Here is a 16,416-nt window from a genome sequence, read left to right as displayed (position 1 = left end):
CAAAGCTTTCCGCAATTAAATCTTTAATGCTATTAATACTGTTTACCTCATTTTCTTTAGTCGCTTATTTTACTTTGCGGCATTTTACTAATAAAAACGGCGGAAAAGTCTGGAGTTTCTGCACTCTTTCTTCTGAATAATTGTCAAAGACTTCAGGTGAATCTCCGAGATCTTTAACTGCCTCTATTGTTAAACCGTTCTGGATAAGACTGTTTAAAATTGTATCTATTTTATGATGATATTTTTTAATAACAATCCCGTTACGCCATTCGGAATCCCGAAGGCTTTCCTTAAAATAATGGTCAACACGCGCGTATATCCCATGCTTATCTTTCATGACAAGGTCTTCTTCAGTGGCGGTCTGAATCGGGTGTTCAATCGTAAACAGCAGATGACCGTTATCGTTAAGAAGGCTGTACAGTTTTTTAGCGAGAGCATCAAAATCCTCAATATAATGAAAAACTAGTGAAGAAACAACGACATCATATTTGCGGTTGAATACTGCCGATAAAATATCTCCCTGTATAAAGGTAACGTCCTTCAAATCATTATCTTTCCGGCAATGGGCTGTCATTTTTTCTGAAGCATCAAGACCTGTCATAGTCTTCGGTTCGAACCTTTGTATGTATTTTAATAGATGGCCAAAACCGGAGCCGATATCAAGAACGTGTTTATTGTGAAGAGCCGGCATATGGCGTTTAATTTCCGGAAACTCAACAATTTCATTATAGCTTAAAGGAGAATAGCGTATTTCTTTATACATATTAAAGAAAATTTCTTCATCGTACTGATCGTTCATTCTCATTCCTCCTTAAAAAATCTCCTATAAAATTTATAGGAGATTACGCTGTTGATCTTCTTATTTGCTGTCTTCTGTTTCCGTCAGCTCTTCCTTCAGGTTAACGATCGTAAATGATTTGCCTTCCAGTTCTACGGTGCGTCTGCTGCCGTCTTCATGAATAATCTGTGCAGCATCTGTATAACTGTCATGTTTTTTCTTCGCTTTGTCTTTCGTTTCTTCCGGTATTTTTTCAATTTGAAGCGGCTGTTCTGACTGCAGCCCGTAAGCTTTCATCGCTTCGCTCTGAGTTTCGATGTCGCCAGCCGCTGCTTCTTCCTGCTTCGCTTTCTCTTCTTCTGTACGTACGAGCAGTAATATTTCTCCATTGTCGACAGCGTTTCTGAACTTCGTATGGTCTTCTCCTGTCAAATTCAATTGTTCTGCAACGCGCTCTTTCGAGTTTTCATCTAAAAACTTCGCAGCAACCTTATCCCACATCGTACCGTCTGCTTTTTTAAACGGAACACGTGTGTATCTTAGAAATGCTGCGTCAAAACGATTTTTGGCAACGACCGTCATATTATTATCCTTCACACCTTCTGCACGGAGATTGTAGATTTTATCGCTGAGTTCATTGGTATTTGAATATATTTCAACTGTTGTCATACTCAATCCTCCATCACGTTCTTTTATTTTCTTTATACCCTAATTGAATTATGCAAAACTTTTATTGATATTCATTATTGACATATATTTCAAATTAACTATATTTGTAAATAAGGGGGAAATTTATGCAAATAAACAATTCAGCAATTATATCGCGCCGTATAGAATACGGTATGTCTCAAAAGTCTTTAGCACTAAAAACTAGAGTGCCAAGTTCAACGATTAGCCGGCTCGAAAAAGGGGAGAATGTCGGCTTTATCTACGTTGTAAAAATAATGACGGCACTGGACTTAACCATTGAAGATATAACCATTAAATTGACACCTGCTGTGGATATGAAAATAGTGAAAGAGCTTGATAGGATCAGAGATCAGTCTGCTCTGCATTTAATTGAGGGAGTGCTGAACAAATTAACGGTTCAGGAATGGCGGAGCAATCAGAAACTGTCTATCTATTACGACTGGCATAAAGCGATTTTATTTAAGCAGGAAGAAAAATATGAAGATGCACTTAAGTGTCTCGACAAGGCACTTACTTTGATTGAAAATAAAAGTTCTCTGGAATATTTAAAAGCGGATTTGTACATGGCGAAAGGGAATGTGTTCTACTGTTCTAAAAGAAGTGGACAGGAATATTACGTGAAGGCCGGTCAGGTATACAGCAAGAACATCGATAAAATACATTACAGAACCGGCGTCAAATTGTATACTAACGTCATGTGGGGATATTGTCAGACCAAAGAATACGATAAAATCTTATCCTATGCTTCAAGAGCTAGGTGCCTGCTTAAAAAGAATGAATCGACTTTTCTGCTCGATAAAATTGAAGAAATCGAAATGAAAGCTAAAAATGGCCTGGACAACGACTGAATTGTATAGAGAATCCAAACAATTTACCATATATGGGAACAGCTGTATATTTATATAGTATTCTGACAATTTAATTTAGTATAATTAAGCTACTCTGATACATACAGACGAAAACAGAGAAAAAAATATTAAAGAGGGTAAGGTAATGAAGAGTATTTTTAAAAAGACACTAATGTCACTCGGACTCATCGCACTTTTATTTTTTTCAAATACGGCAGCTGATGCTGAAGCATTTCTTCAGCATAATAAAGATGACTGCTTTATTATGGTATTTTAAATGGGCAGCGTGATGCCTCCTGACAGTCTGGACTTTATCAGTACGGCAGGAAAGATTCAGCTGATCAGTTTATTAGACAGTATGCAGCAAAGAAGTGCTGATAAAGATTATATCGTTTACTGTGAATACTGTCTCGATATCATCAGACAGGGAATAGAAATGAATTATGACGAGGTGCTGGATTTTATCGGGGCGACAGGGGAGCCTGTACCTGCTGACGTTTCGGTTGAAGTCATATTCTTAATGGAAATGTTCGACCATATTTCTCTGTCGATGTCTAGACTTCCTGCTGCAGATGCACATAATGTGTCACTCGAATGCTATACGAAGTTTTGCGGTTTTGAGCCGTCCTTATCCGCTCATTTAGCTTATTACATATTTCTCATCAGAACTAATAAGCACCGTGTGCCTGTTTTTAAAGAAGCACTGCCGTTAACCTTAAGTCATTACCGTGAAATGATGCTGAAGTATGAACGGTATAAAAGAAATATATACTTATCGCAGGAGATGATAATGGATATTTGTATACCTCGCGAGCAGCAGATTAAATTTATATTATAAAAAAATCCGGAGATAATCAGAGATTATCTCCGGGTCCTTTTTCTACGTCCGCCTCAGTACTGTTGCGGTTCATTTCGCGGTTTAGTGATTTATCGTCGAAAGCCAGCAGAAACTGTCCATCCTGGATTATCTTCAGATATGTTTCCACTAAGTCAGCATTGAGTCCCGAAGCATAGAGAAAATCTTCCGCTTTTACATTTTGTGTGAAAAAATCTTTAAAAGACAGATTGTTTGAATGAGGATTGTACGTGCAGCCCATGTAATCGGTCCAGTCCGGTTCAAGGTCTGCCAGACCTAAAATATTAAAGTCTTCTTCATAGTAGTTTTCTTCCTGTTTTAAAAGGTCAATTCTTTCTAAAATCTCGTCCAGTGAATTATACTTTTCAATGTATTGCATTACGTCCACCTCTAAATAAATAGTATGTTAATGATCTATTCCCCGGAGATAATTTCTCAAACTTTTGCTCTGTTATTAAATTCATAAAATTCCGAACATTAAGAGCGTCTTTCATATCTCATGATAGTGTTTTATAATAAGACATATTTATTAAGTTCACTTTATTGTTTGACAGTTCGTATTTTGTTATAATAGGGAAATTAATATTTTATACCAGATGCAGCATACGACAAATTATTATAACCAGGAGGCAGTTTTTTATGTGGGAAGATAAGTTTAAAAAAGAAGGACTTACATTTGATGATGTATTACTTCTGCCGGCTCATTCAGCAGTATTACCTAAAGAGGTTGATCTAAGTGTCGAATTGGCACCGAATCTGAAGTTAAACATTCCTTTAATCAGCGCGGGAATGGATACGGTGACTGAATCTCAAATGGCGATCGCAATTGCGCGCCAGGGCGGTCTTGGAGTTATTCATAAGAACATGTCTATCGAACGTCAGCGCGATGAAGTAGAAAAAGTTAAACGTTCCGAAAACGGCGTTATTAAAGATCCGTTCTTCCTGACGAAAGAAGAACAGGTATTTGCAGCTGAACATCTGATGAGCAAATACAGAATTTCAGGTGTGCCTATTGTTAATAATCCGCAGGAGAAAAAACTGATTGGTATTATTACGAACAGAGATATGCGCTTTATCGAAAACTTTTCGATGACAATCGACGAGGTTATGACCAAAGATAATCTGGTAACTGCGCCTGTCGGTACGAAACTGGAAGATGCAGGTCGCATTTTACAGCAGCACCGCATCGAAAAATTACCTTTAGTGGATGACAATTATGTACTTAAAGGGTTAATTACGATTAAAGATATAGAAAAAGTTATCGAATTCCCGAATGCTGCAAAAGACGATCAGGGAAGACTTCTTGTTGCAGCGGCAATCGGTATTGCAAAAGAAACAGAAAAACGTGCAGAAGAATTAATTGCAGGCGGCGCAGATGCACTTGTTATCGATACTGCACACGGTCACTCGCAAGGTGTGCTGGAGGCAATTAAAGATATCCGCAGCAAGTTCCCGGAAACGACTTTAATCGCAGGAAACGTCGCTACAGCTGAAGGTACACGTGCGCTGATCGAAGCGGGCGTAGATGTTGTCAAAGTTGGTATCGGTCCCGGTTCAATCTGTACGACACGCGTTGTTACAGGTGTCGGCGTACCGCAGGTTACAGCGGTGTACGATGCAGCGACAGAAGCACGCAAACACGGCAAATCGATTATTGCAGACGGCGGTATTAAGCTGTCAGGAGATATCGTGAAAGCCTTGGCTGCAGGCGGACATGCTGTAATGCTCGGCAGTCTGTTAGCAGGTACTGCGGAATCTCCGGGAGAAACTGAAATGTTCCAGGGACGCCGCTACAAAACATACCGCGGTATGGGCTCACTCGGTGCAATGGAGCAGGGTTCTAAAGACCGTTACTTCCAGGAAGACACTGAAGCGAAGAAATTTGTTCCGGAAGGTATTGAAGGACGCACGGAGTACAAAGGACCAGTATCAGAAACAATTTACCAGCTTATCGGCGGTCTTCGTTCAGGTATGGGGTATACTGGAAGTGCAGACCTTAAAGCTTTGAGAGAAGAAGCACAATTCATTAAAATCACAGGCGCAGGTCTGATTGAAAGTCACCCGCATAATGTACAAGTCACTAAAGAAGCACCAAACTACAGCATATAAGGAGTAATTCTTTCATGGAAATGGCTAAAGAGCAGGAACTTATTTTAGTAATTGATTACGGCAGTCAGTATAACCAGCTGATTACGCGCCGTATACGTGAACTTGGCGTGTACAGTGAACTGCACAACCCGAGTATTACAATCGAAGAAATTAAAGAACTTGAACCCAAAGGAATTATTCTGTCTGGCGGACCGCGTTCAGTATATGCAGACGATGCATTTACAGTAGACCCTGAAGTATTTGAACTCGGCATACCGGTCCTCGGTATCTGCTACGGTATGCAGCTGATGATGCAGCTGAACGGCGGAGAAGTCGTGAATTCAGATCAGAAAGAATCCGGCGTGACAGAAATGAACTTAAACAACGAAGTGGATATCTTTAAAGGCTGGGAGAAGATTGAATCAGTTTTAATGAGCCACGGCGACAAAGTTACACGACTCGGTGACGGCTTCTCGGTTATCGCTGAAACAGTATTATGTCCGAATGCTGCAGTTAAACACGATGAAAAACCATTTTATGGTGTTCAGTTCCATCCGGAATCAAAACACACGCAAAACGGCGAGCAGTTCCTGAAGAACTTTATCCGTGATATTTGTGACTGCACAGGAGACTGGACGATGGATAACTTTATCGATATCGAAATCGATAAAATCCGTGAAACAGTCGGAGACAAAAAAGTATTATGTGCGATGAGCGGCGGTGTAGACTCATCAGTAACAGCGGTACTTCTTCATAAAGCAATCGGCGACCAGCTGACATGTATTTTTGTTGACCATGGTCTTCTTCGTAAAGGTGAAGGCGACATGGTTATGGAGCAGTTTGGTGAAGGCTTCAACATGAACATCATCAGAGTAGATGCGAAAGACCGTTTCATGTCGAAACTTAAAGGCGTATCAGATCCGGAACAGAAACGTAAAATTATCGGGAACGAATTTATTTACGTATTCGATGACGAAGCATCTAAACTTACAGATGTGGACTACCTTGCACAAGGCACGCTGTACACTGACATCATAGAGTCGGGTACGGAAACAGCAACGACAATCAAATCGCACCACAACGTGGGCGGACTGCCTGAAGATATGCAGTTCCAGCTGATTGAACCGTTAAACACGCTGTTTAAAGATGAAGTACGTGAACTTGGTATTGAACTCGGAATTCCAGAACACTTAGTATGGAGACAGCCATTCCCGGGTCCAGGACTTGGCATTCGTGTTCTTGGTGAGATTACAGAAGAAAAACTTGAAATCGTCAGAGAAAGTGACTGGATTTTAAGAGATGAAATCGCAAAAGCAGGACTTGAAAGAGATATCTGGCAATACTTCACGGTGCTGCCGAATATCCGTTCAGTCGGTGTGACAGGAGATTACAGAACGTATGACTATACGATTGGAATCAGAGCTGTAACGAGCATTGACGGTATGACAAGTGACTTTGCGAGAATTGACTGGAACGTGCTTGAGAAAATCTCTAAACGTTTAGTTAATGAATCCAAACACATCAACCGCGTGGTTTACGATATTACGAGCAAACCGCCGGCTACGATTGAGTGGGAATAACTAGACGAGAGCCAAAAACCTTGATATAAGGTTTTTGGTTTTTTTATTTCATTTAAGAACTAACAGGGTATCGTACTATTAAATATATAGATGACATTATTTTAATAATAATATTGGAGGTCGTCAGTTTGAATTTAACAAGCATACCCAGAAGAAATTATTCCAACGGACCCACACCCATTGAATACTTAGAAAATCTTTCCAAGCTTTTAAATGGTCCTGATATTTATATAAAAAGAGATGATCAGCTCGGTTTAGACGGCGGAGGGAATAAAACAAGGAAATTGGAATTTTTGGTTGCTGATGCTTTAAAGAATAATGCTGATACTTTGATTACATGCGGTGCTGTGCAATCTAATCATTGCAGGTTAACTTTATCAGCAGCGAAGAAAGAACAATTAGACTGCCATCTTGTACTGGAAGAAAGAGTAGCTGGCAGTTACAATCCACAAGCGACTGGTAACAACCTTCTGTATAACCTGCTGGATGCAGATAGTAAAACTGTAGTGCCGGGCGGTTCGGATATGGTTAAAGAAATGGAGAAGGTTGCCAAGCAAGTAGAAGCAGAAGGTAAAAAACCTTATATCATTCCGATGGGCGGTTCAAACGAAATAGGTGCAACGGGGTACGTGGCCTGTGCAGAAGAAATCAATTCACAGCTGAGTGAGAATTCTTTAGACATTGATTACATTATTACGCCCACTGGCAGCGCCGGGACCCACGCGGGTCTGCTTACAGGAATGGGGGAGAGTAATAATAGCATTCCAATTGTGGGGATTAGTGTGAATAATGAAAAGCATGTGCAAGAAGAAAATGTTTATAAGTTAGTTGGAAAAACGTCTGATTATTTAAAGCTGCGAAACAAAATAGATAAAAGTTCAGTTAAAGTGCTGGGTGATTATATCGGTCCCGGCTACTCTTTGCCTACAGACGGTATGATAGAGGCTGTTAAGTTGTTATCTCAGAGAGAAGGTATTTTATTAGACCCTGTATATACAGGTAAAACGATGGCTGGTTTAATTGATTTGATTCGGCAGGGTTATTTCAAGAAAGAGGAAAAAGTTTTGTTTCTGCATACTGGCGGTTCACCGGCACTATACAACTACACTTCGTTATTTCAGTAAAAAACCTTGGCTCTTTGCCCAAGGTTTTTATGTCGTTGCAGGTTTTTCTTCTTTCGTTTCTTCAGGATAGTTCTCCGCAAGATAGGCATCTCGTTCCTCAGACGATATTTTAGCAATCCCAAATCCTGTCGCAGCCAATATGATTGCTATGACCGGCACTGTAAAGTTCAGAATCGCAAATGGTGCATATTCCCAGGCAGCTACGCCGAGTGTACCGTAAATGAAGACACCGCAAGTGTTCCACGGAATGAATACAGAAGTTAGTGTACCGCCGTCTTCAAGTGAACGGGATAAGTTTTTGGAGTGGAGTTTGTTTTCGATATAAGTTCTTAAAAACATTCGTGACGGCACAACAATTGAGATGTACTGCTCAGAACATGTAGCATTCGTTGCAAAGCATGACACGATAGTTGCTGTGATGATGCCAAATGTTCCTTTTGCGATTTTAAGTATCTGGTTCATAATTGCGCGGAGCATACCGGTATATTCCAGAATACCTGCAAATGTCATTGCGACAATGGTCATGGAAACTGTGTACATCATATCCAACAGACCGCCGCGGTTAAATAATTCGTCCACCATCTCGTTATTTGATTCAAGAACAAAACCATTCATTAAATATGACGCAGAGTCCGCAAGTGTCTCTCCCTGTACGAACAGGGCGCAGATTATACCGAGTAAAACCCCGATCACAAGTGCAGGCACAGCTGTGATTTTTAGGATAATGCACAGAATAACCAGACCTGGTACCAGTAACAGCCAAGGGCTGATGACGAAGTTATCACTCATCGATGTCATCATAATTTGAATGTCTTCGGGTGACGCGGTACTGCTGCCGATTACATTGATTCCGATAATGAAAAATGCTGACAAGGCAATAATCAATCCAGGGATAGTCGTATAAAGCATGTGCTTGATATGTACAAACAAGTCAGTGTTCGTGAGACCGGCTGCAAGGTTAGTTGTATCGGACAAAGGAGACATTTTATCGCCGAAGTAGGAACCTGAAATGACGGCACCAGCAATCATGGCAGGGTTAATTCCCATGCTCATGCCGATTCCCATTCCAGCTACACCGATTGTCGCCATAGTGGACCAGGAGCTGCCGATAGCGAGAGAAACGATTGAACAGATGATACAGATTGTTACGAGAAAATACTGCGGGCTGATAATCATCAATCCGTAATAGATCATCGTTGCCACAACACCGCCGCCGATCCATGAACCGATGATCAAGCCGACCAGCATAATGATGACGACTGCCGGCAAGGCAAGGCGGATTCCCTTGTACATCATTTCTTCCAAATCATTAAATTTGAAACCGCTGAAGACTGCTACAATTGCTGCTGTAATAGTGCCGATAATCAGCGGCAGGTGCGGATCCGTTTCAAGTACGACAATCGCATAAAGCAAAGTGATGACCATAACGGTCAAAGGTATCATTGCAAGAAAAAAATTAAATTCTTTTTTAGAGCTGTGTTCAAACAATTCTTTATTCGCCATAGTGCCCCCTCCTTAGTTGATTTAATTATACATAAAGAAAGCGTTTTCTCAATAGTTTATAATTTTCATCAGCAGCGTACCCCGTATTTATATCTTTCCTTGTCTTATAATTAAAACTATCAGTATGATATGTTTAATGAAATAAAAATGGTGGTGAATGTGTGAAGCAGCAGGGACTCTTGTTAACTTATGGACTTGTTTTTTTAATTACCGCAATTTGGGGTTTGAACGTTGTTTTCTTAAAAGTTCTCGTAGAAAACTTACCGCCGCAGACGATGACAGCTTTTCGTATTATGATAGCCGGTATTACAGCAATAATCATTGTTTATTTCGCTAAATCACTCAGGGGTTTAACGATAAAAGAGTGGATCTTCACACTATTCGGTATGATTTTCGGTGTTATTCTGCATCACCTCACACTGGCTTTGGGACTTGTAACAACAGCAGCTTCAACTGGGTCGCTGATTTTATCGTTAGTCCCTTTGGCAACCGCCATTCTCAGTATGATGTTTTTAGGTGAGCAGCTGACAAAAATGAGAGTTTTAGGTTTCATATTAGCATTGGCAGGCGTCTTTTTTATTCAGGGCGGCTCACTTTCAGGGCTTAAGTTATCGTCAGGTGAGATATTTCTGTTTATTTCGATGTTTTCTCAGGCAATCAGTTTTATTTTTATTAAAAAAGCGACTGCGACGCTGGACTCAAAAGCCGTCACAGCGATTATGAACTTAGCGGGATCAATCGGCCTGCTTCTTATTGCTCTTGTTTTAGAACCTGGAGGCTTATCAGAAATGACGACAGCTTCTGCAGGAGTGTATGTCGTGCTCTTTGCTTCGGGTATCTTTGCGACGGGAATCGGGCACATGGTATTTAACTCGGCAATTCAAAAGATTGGCGCATCAAAAACGGCAATTTTTAATAACTTTGTTCCGTTCTTTGGTGTCCTGTTCTCGGTGATTTTTCTAAACGAAGTGATTGAACCGTCCCAACTGATTGGTTTTGTATTTATCGTGGCGGGTGTGCTATTTGCTACAGGTTATTTGGAAAAAGTGTGGCTTAAAAATCAGCAGAAAAGAGTAAACCGCTGAAATATAAAAATCGTATATTATATGTGGAAATCTAAGTAATTATCATTAAAAACGTATGTAATCCGAACATTTTATAATTTATATAAAATTATATTCGTTATTTAGCTTGATTAACTCAATTTTAACAAGTAAAATATGAAACAAGATAAATTGATTATAGGAGTGTATTCAGTTGGATTTAATTTACCGGGGTAAGACCAAGGACGTTTATAAAGATAATAATGGCGAAACTGTTTTATATTTTAAAGATGATATGACAGGAAAAGACGGTGTATTTGATCCAGGTGAAAACCAGGTAGGACTAAAGGTTGAAGGATCGGGGAAAGCGGGACTTCAGATGACAAGCTTTTTCTTCGAAAAATTAAATGCAGCTGGTATCCCGACACATTATATTGATTCAGATGTAGAGAAACGTGAAATGCGTGTTAAAAAAGTATCTGTTTTCGGAGAAGGGCTGGAAGTAATTTGCCGTTTTAAAGCAGTAGGCAGTTTTATCCGCCGTTACGGAGATTATATTGAAGAGGGTGCTGAACTCCCTGCTTATGTTGAAGTGACTTTAAAGGATGATGAAAGACAGGATCCTTTTATTAATGAAGCAGCACTTGAGGCGCTGAATATTTTAAATACGGATGAGTACAAAGAAATCGCGGACTTAACAGTTAAAATCAGTGAAGTGATTAAAGAAGAGCTTGCTGAAAAAGGACTGGATTTATACGACATCAAACTGGAATTCGGCCGTGACGACGAAACCGGTGAAGTGCTGCTGATTGATGAAATTTCAGGCGGCAACATGCGCGTATATAAAGACGGGGAATATATTGAACCGTTGAAATTGAATGGTTATATGTTTGATAAGTAATATTGAACTTTACAGATTTAAATTTTTGGCTGGGGTTGGTGTGACATCGTTTCATGTGTATCCCAAACCTTTGGGGTTGGCATGACAGCCGTTCATGTGTATCCAAAACCTCTGGGGTTGGTGTGACATCGTTTCATGTGTATCCAAAACCTCTGGGGTTGGTGTGACATCGTTTCATGTGTATCCCAAACCTTTGGGGTTGGCATGACAGAGTTTCATATGTATCCCAAATCTTTAGGGTTGGCATGACAGAGTTTCATGTGTATCCCAAACCTTTGGGGTTGGTATGACACCGTCTCGTGTGCACCGCAATTGCTTCAGATACAATCACTATCTTAAAACTGACGAAAACTAAAATAAATACCCTTCAACTTTCACTGCTAAACGATTGTTGAAGGGTTATTTTTTGTTTATCTATCTTCCAATACCTCAAGATAATCTTCTACAAGATATTTATAACCGTAATTGGCTATATAATAAATTGTTTCTGCTTTTTTATACGGATCTTCTCCATCCTCAGTAGGGAACTTCTCTTCAAATGCCATATCTGCCATTTTCCTCAGCAGAATTTCCGGATTAAAAATTTTAAGGTTCACCCTTATATATTTTCCATCTGACCGGCTCGAATCCAGGACTGATATTTCATTATAAGATGGCCGCCAGTCGGTAATATTCTCATAAAACACTTTATATTCTTTATTATGGGTGTGTAATACAAAATATTCTTTGTTTTCCTGATAGGAAGTGTTATACGCTCTTTTCAGCACCAGAATAATCAGTGAGAAGAACAGCGTCATCACTCCAAATACAAGCATCATTTCTGTTTCCTGAATCAGGATACCCATGATTGTTCCCAGTATGGAAATGATATTAACACAAATAATGACAAACAATATTGCCCGTTCCCATTTACCGGGTTTTTGTACAGCGCCCTCATATTCAGGTTTGTATATTTTCTGTCTAAGCAGCTGAACTGATATAAATACAGCAAGCACAATAATCGGTATAACTGCAAAAGTGAATATCCCGCTGTTCATAACATTCTCTCCAGTATTAGCAGATATTAGTTATCCAGCTTCAGTTTCTTCAGCTGTTCTGCCAGTGCATTATTTATCGGTTCTTCTTTCTGATTCACATATTTATTAACCGTTTTCTTATCTACACGGCCTTTATTTTCTTTTTTCTTCCGCGCTTCAAAGCTCGACATTTTTTCACGGTGACCACAGACACATCTGAAAACCTGTCCATCGCCCGAGCCGCTCAGCGTCATTTTCTTCTTACATTTCGGACATCTAGCGTTCGTTATTTTTTCAACGTTGCGTTTATATCCGCATTCTCTGTCCTGACATACGTGCATCGTGCCTTTTTTGCCTTTGACCTCAAGAAGCGGCTTGCCGCATTCCGGACAGTCTCTGCCCGTCAGATTATCGTGCTTGAATTTCTTCTCGCTCGCCTTGATTTCTCTGACAATCTCTTTCGTATGTTCTTTCATATCTTCGATAAACTTCTGTCTGTTCATTTTACCTTTTTCAATCTGTTCAAGCTGTGTTTCCCATTCAGCTGTAGTGACAGGGGATTTTAAGATCTCAGGTGCCAGATCTAAAAGCTGTTTTCCTTTTGAAGTGAGTTTAATTGCCTGGCCGTTCTTCTCCAGATAGAAAGTATTGAACAGTTTATCGATAATATCTGCCCGTGTTGCGACTGTGCCAAGCCCGCCGGATTCTGCCAGTGTTTTCTTATGTTCTTTGTCCATCTGGAAGTATTTCGCAGGGTTTTCCATAGCTTGAAGCAGTGATGCTTCCGTGAAACGTGCAGGTGGAGTGGTTTCACCTGTTGTTTTCCTGATCTTGTTTACAGTCAGTTTATCACCTTGTTTTACATCAGTTGTAATGTCAGATGATTCTTCTTTATAAACAATTTTGAAGCCCTGATTTAATACTCTGTTGTATTTTGCTTCGAGCTGTTCGCCGTTGATTTCAGCAGTGACAGTTGTCACTTCATACTCATACGGCGGCAGCAGCACACTCATAAATCTCTGGACAACCAATTCATAAATCCGTTTTTCGCGTTCTGTAAAGTCAGCAAGGAAAACCGGACTTTCAGTTGGAATAATAGCATGGTGATCGCTTACCTTGCTGTCGTTGACGAAGGAGCTGTTTGTTTTAAGCGGTGCTCTTAAAATACGTGCGGCAACTTTACTGAACTGGCCGATACCGCTGACTTCGACTCTTTCTTTTAACGTATCCACGATATCTTCCGAAATAAATTTAGAGTCCGTTCTTGGATAGGTTAGTACTTTGTGACGTTCATACAGAGCCTGCATCGTCTGCAGTGTTTCTTTTGCAGACATGCCGAATATCTTATTGGCATCTCTCTGCAGTTCTGTCAGATCATACAGACCAGGAGCGAATTGTTTCTTTTTCTTCTTTTGAACGTCTTTAACAATTAATGAAGCAGCATTCAGCTTTTGGCTGACTTTATCGATTTGATTTTCATCGAAAGTCGAGTAGCCTTTGCCGTCTGTCCATTTAAAGGTCAGTTTATCCGTAACGACATCAAGTCCGTAGAACGTTTTCGGTTTAAAGTTTTTAATTGTCTCATCCCGCGCCTGAATAATTGCGAGTGTTGGTGTCTGTACACGGCCGCAGTTAAGCTGGGCGTTGTGTTTTGTCGTCAGTGCACGGGTCGCGTTTAAACCGACATACCAGTCAGCTTCACTTCTTGCAGCGGCTGCCTGATAAAGATTAATGAATTTGTTTCCAGGCTGAAGATTTTTAAATCCATTCGCAATCGCTTTATCAGTAACTGAAGAAATCCAGAGACGTTTTACCGGCTTATTTACTTTCGCATAATCGAGAATCCAGCGGGCAACGAGTTCACCCTCACGTCCGGCATCTGTTGCGATGATAATCTCATCAACATCCTGACGTTTCAGTTGCGATTGCACAGCTTTGAATTGTTTCGTTGTTTTAGGAATATGAGTCAATTTCAGCGGAGCAGGGAGCATAGGTAAATCGTTGAGTTCCCACTTTTGATATTTTGTATCATATTTTTCAGGGTCCTGGAGCGTGACTAAATGTCCAAGTGCCCAGGTTACAATATATTTACTGCCTTCTAAATAACCATTACCTTTTTTACTGCAGTTCAGCACACGGGCAATATCACGTGCTACTGAAGGTTTTTCAGCAAGTACAATACTTTTTGCCAAAAATATTCATCCTCTCGTTCATTCAATGTATCTGTTAATTATACATTTTATAAACAAAAAAACATACCGGAGAAAGCCCCGGTATGCATACAAACATAAATTTAATTTTTATTTATTATCTTTTTCCAGCGGTGTTTTAGTCCATGTCCAATACTCACCGTCTGATGCGAAGTGATAAACATAATTTTCATCCTGGATTGTGAAGCCATATTCCCCTTCGTACACTGGTTTTTCATTGAGTTTGTCAGGATCCACATTAGCAATATACATTAACTTCTGGTGTGTCAGACCTTCTTTACTGTTATCTTCTTCGATAGTCGTTTCATAAGACTGGCTGTTTAGAGGCGTTTTAGACCAGGTCCAGAACTGACCGTCTGAATAGAAATGATAAGCGTAATTTTCATCTTGTGCTGAAATATCGTAGGCACCTTTTTTGACCGGCTTTTCATCCAGGCTTTCAGGATCTACGTTAGCACGATGCATTAATTTCACATCTTCAATACTGTCGCCGCTGTTTTCTACAATTGTATCTTCATAATTAACATCGTCAGATTTTACCGGTTTTTTAGACCAATCCCAATTTTCACCGTCAGAATAAAAATGATAAATATAATTTTCGTCCTGGTTAGTAAAATCATACTTTCCTTCATAGACCGGTGCTTCATCTAAAGATTCAGGGTCCACATTCGCAAGGTATTGAAGTGCTGTATGATTTAAGCCTTCCCCGCGTTCCTGATAGTCTTCAGCGATAGGTTCAATTTCTTCATGTTCTCCTGCATTGGCAGTCAAACTGGTAAATGTTAATGAACCTGCAATTAATAATGAACTGATTACTGATATTTTTTTCAATCTAAACAATCCTTTCTTGATATAAAGGTTAGAAATGTTTTATGTCAGTAAAAATCACTGTCTAATGATGTCATGTTTTCAACTTAACACTTGGGAGATGCCGTATCAATTCAAATAAACGTAATATTAATGAAAGAAATGATAAAAGTGCATAAAAAAACCGGAGGATTTCCTCCGGTCTGCTTTAAAATACTTTTCTATTTCTCAAGATATTTCCATGTCCAGGTATCACCGTCATAAGTGAAAGTATAGACATACTCTCCATCTTCAAAGCTGAAATCGTACGGTTCCGCTTTTACAGGTCTCTCATCCAGCACTGCCGGATTATTGTGCGCGAGGTAAACGAGCTCCTCTTTCGTTAAAGGATCCATCACGCTGTCGTAGCTCCACGTCCAGTAGTCACCGTCATATGAGAAATGGAATTCATAATCACCGTAAACAAAGTTATAGTTGTAAGGTTCTTCCTGTACCGGTGCAGCATCAAGTGCAGCAGGTGAATACAGTGCCAGTTTAGCCAGATTTTCCTTTGTGACATCTATATCCATAGCATCAACTTTTTGATGAGGCACCATTGCTTGTGAGTTATTATCTGCATTAGCATCATCATTTGCATTTTCATTAGAACCGTCCATCTGACGTGCTTGTTCTATTTGGAAAATCTCTGCGACAGCCTCATTAAACTCTACCTGTGATATTTCTCCATTGTCTTTGGACTCTGCGAGACCATTAATTCTGTTCTGTCCTTCTTGTGACATCCAAGTAGGGTCAAACCCGGTATTTGCCCAGCCGTCACCATCCGGATCAGCGTCTGCAGGCAGCACTTCACCCCAGACAGTTTTGGCACCTTCTTCTTCATCCGCCTGTGCTGTGCCGCTTATTCCCGTGAATGTTAATGTCCCTGCTACTAAGAGTGAACCTAATAAAGTTACTTTTTTCATTGGAAAACAC

The 16,416-nt window shown here is 40.1% G+C and carries 16 protein-coding genes; 8 read left to right on the top strand and 8 right to left on the bottom strand.

Translation table 11 applies throughout. The features are described 5' to 3' along the window. Positions 1–64: 64 nt before the first annotated feature. Positions 65–799 carry a class I SAM-dependent methyltransferase gene (locus tag MHH58_RS12295; RefSeq protein ID WP_135097300.1) on the bottom strand — a complete coding sequence of 245 codons (735 nt, stop codon included), beginning with the start codon at positions 797–799 and terminating at the stop codon, positions 65–67. 60 nt (positions 800–859) lie between these two features. After that, the gene (locus MHH58_RS12290; protein WP_135097298.1) at positions 860–1,447 is read right to left on the bottom strand and encodes a general stress protein; all 588 of its coding nucleotides are present in this window, start codon (positions 1,445–1,447) and stop codon (positions 860–862) included. A gap of 125 nt (positions 1,448–1,572) precedes the next feature. Between MHH58_RS12290 and MHH58_RS12285 the strand changes: the two genes are divergently transcribed. From MHH58_RS12285 to MHH58_RS12275, 3 genes are all read left to right on the top strand, one after another. Beyond that, positions 1,573–2,316, top strand: a complete 744-nt coding sequence (locus MHH58_RS12285) for a helix-turn-helix transcriptional regulator (RefSeq protein WP_341346060.1) — start codon at positions 1,573–1,575, stop codon at positions 2,314–2,316. 145 nt (positions 2,317–2,461) lie between these two features. Then, positions 2,462–2,593 (top strand): hypothetical protein, encoded by a 132-nt coding sequence (locus MHH58_RS12280; protein ID WP_341346059.1) that lies wholly within the window; start codon positions 2,462–2,464, stop codon positions 2,591–2,593. Continuing rightward, on the top strand, positions 2,594–3,154 hold the full coding sequence (locus MHH58_RS12275; protein ID WP_341346058.1) for a YfbU family protein: 561 nt from the start codon (positions 2,594–2,596) through the stop codon (positions 3,152–3,154). A 16-nt stretch (positions 3,155–3,170) separates the two neighbouring features. Here the strand turns inward: MHH58_RS12275 and MHH58_RS12270 are convergent, their stop codons facing one another. After that, positions 3,171–3,551, bottom strand: coding sequence for a hypothetical protein (locus MHH58_RS12270; RefSeq protein WP_341346057.1), 381 nt, complete (start codon positions 3,549–3,551; stop codon positions 3,171–3,173). A gap of 260 nt (positions 3,552–3,811) precedes the next feature. Between MHH58_RS12270 and guaB the strand changes: the two genes are divergently transcribed. From guaB to MHH58_RS12255, 3 genes are all read left to right on the top strand, one after another. Beyond that, positions 3,812–5,281: an IMP dehydrogenase gene (gene guaB / locus MHH58_RS12265; RefSeq protein ID WP_341346056.1), complete on the top strand. Its 1,470-nt coding sequence runs from the start codon at positions 3,812–3,814 to the stop codon at positions 5,279–5,281. Between the two features lie 14 nt (positions 5,282–5,295). Continuing rightward, positions 5,296–6,840 (top strand): glutamine-hydrolyzing GMP synthase, encoded by a 1,545-nt coding sequence (gene guaA, locus MHH58_RS12260; protein ID WP_135097288.1) that lies wholly within the window; start codon positions 5,296–5,298, stop codon positions 6,838–6,840. Between the two features lie 128 nt (positions 6,841–6,968). Then, a complete protein-coding gene (locus tag MHH58_RS12255; protein WP_341346055.1) occupies positions 6,969–7,964 on the top strand; it encodes a D-cysteine desulfhydrase in 996 nt (331 codons plus the stop codon). Between the two features lie 27 nt (positions 7,965–7,991). Here MHH58_RS12255 and nhaC read toward each other — a convergent pair whose 3' ends face one another. Then, positions 7,992–9,467: a Na+/H+ antiporter NhaC gene (gene nhaC / locus MHH58_RS12250; protein ID WP_341346054.1), complete on the bottom strand. Its 1,476-nt coding sequence runs from the start codon at positions 9,465–9,467 to the stop codon at positions 7,992–7,994. Between the two features lie 161 nt (positions 9,468–9,628). On the opposite strand from nhaC, the gene MHH58_RS12245 reads away from it, so the two are divergent. Beyond that, the gene (locus tag MHH58_RS12245) at positions 9,629–10,552 is read left to right on the top strand and encodes a DMT family transporter (RefSeq protein ID WP_341346053.1); all 924 of its coding nucleotides are present in this window, start codon (positions 9,629–9,631) and stop codon (positions 10,550–10,552) included. A gap of 172 nt (positions 10,553–10,724) precedes the next feature. Beyond that, a complete protein-coding gene (locus tag MHH58_RS12240) occupies positions 10,725–11,411 on the top strand; it encodes a phosphoribosylaminoimidazolesuccinocarboxamide synthase (protein WP_341346052.1) in 687 nt (228 codons plus the stop codon). Between the two features lie 410 nt (positions 11,412–11,821). On the opposite strand, the gene MHH58_RS12235 is transcribed toward MHH58_RS12240, so the two are convergent. The 4 genes from MHH58_RS12235 to MHH58_RS12220 form a co-directional block, all read right to left on the bottom strand. Continuing rightward, complete coding sequence (locus MHH58_RS12235) at positions 11,822–12,448, bottom strand: hypothetical protein (protein WP_341346051.1); 627 nt, start codon at positions 12,446–12,448, stop codon at positions 11,822–11,824. Between the two features lie 26 nt (positions 12,449–12,474). Next, positions 12,475–14,619 (bottom strand): DNA topoisomerase III, encoded by a 2,145-nt coding sequence (locus MHH58_RS12230; RefSeq protein WP_341346050.1) that lies wholly within the window; start codon positions 14,617–14,619, stop codon positions 12,475–12,477. A gap of 108 nt (positions 14,620–14,727) precedes the next feature. After that, positions 14,728–15,468: a hypothetical protein gene (locus MHH58_RS12225; protein ID WP_341346049.1), complete on the bottom strand. Its 741-nt coding sequence runs from the start codon at positions 15,466–15,468 to the stop codon at positions 14,728–14,730. 197 nt (positions 15,469–15,665) lie between these two features. Further along, the gene (locus tag MHH58_RS12220; protein ID WP_341346048.1) at positions 15,666–16,406 is read right to left on the bottom strand and encodes a hypothetical protein; all 741 of its coding nucleotides are present in this window, start codon (positions 16,404–16,406) and stop codon (positions 15,666–15,668) included. Positions 16,407–16,416 lie beyond the last annotated feature (10 nt).

This window comes from Jeotgalicoccus sp. FSL K6-3177 (assembly GCF_038050175.1).
GTDB classification, from domain to species: domain Bacteria; phylum Bacillota; class Bacilli; order Staphylococcales; family Salinicoccaceae; genus Jeotgalicoccus; species Jeotgalicoccus nanhaiensis.
Note: the sequence above shows the minus strand (reverse complement) of the source record. Positions and strands in the feature narration are given on the sequence as shown.

What these genes read in the sequence shown, in the direction of transcription:
- nhaC (WP_341346054.1), bottom strand. Translation starts at nt 9,467, where the DNA reads ATGGCGAATAAAGAATTGTTTGAACACAGCTCTAAAAAAGAATTTAAT.
- MHH58_RS12270 (WP_341346057.1), bottom strand. Translation starts at nt 3,551, where the DNA reads ATGCAATACATTGAAAAGTATAATTCACTGGACGAGATTTTAGAAAGA.
- MHH58_RS12280 (WP_341346059.1), top strand. Translation starts at nt 2,462, where the DNA reads ATGAAGAGTATTTTTAAAAAGACACTAATGTCACTCGGACTCATCGCA.
- MHH58_RS12295 (WP_135097300.1), bottom strand. Translation starts at nt 799, where the DNA reads ATGAACGATCAGTACGATGAAGAAATTTTCTTTAATATGTATAAAGAA.
- guaA (WP_135097288.1), top strand. Translation starts at nt 5,296, where the DNA reads ATGGAAATGGCTAAAGAGCAGGAACTTATTTTAGTAATTGATTACGGC.
- MHH58_RS12220 (WP_341346048.1), bottom strand. Translation starts at nt 16,406, where the DNA reads ATGAAAAAAGTAACTTTATTAGGTTCACTCTTAGTAGCAGGGACATTA.
- MHH58_RS12235 (WP_341346051.1), bottom strand. Translation starts at nt 12,448, where the DNA reads ATGAACAGCGGGATATTCACTTTTGCAGTTATACCGATTATTGTGCTT.
- MHH58_RS12285 (WP_341346060.1), top strand. Translation starts at nt 1,573, where the DNA reads ATGCAAATAAACAATTCAGCAATTATATCGCGCCGTATAGAATACGGT.
- guaB (WP_341346056.1), top strand. Translation starts at nt 3,812, where the DNA reads ATGTGGGAAGATAAGTTTAAAAAAGAAGGACTTACATTTGATGATGTA.
- MHH58_RS12290 (WP_135097298.1), bottom strand. Translation starts at nt 1,447, where the DNA reads ATGACAACAGTTGAAATATATTCAAATACCAATGAACTCAGCGATAAA.
- MHH58_RS12275 (WP_341346058.1), top strand. Translation starts at nt 2,594, where the DNA reads ATGGGCAGCGTGATGCCTCCTGACAGTCTGGACTTTATCAGTACGGCA.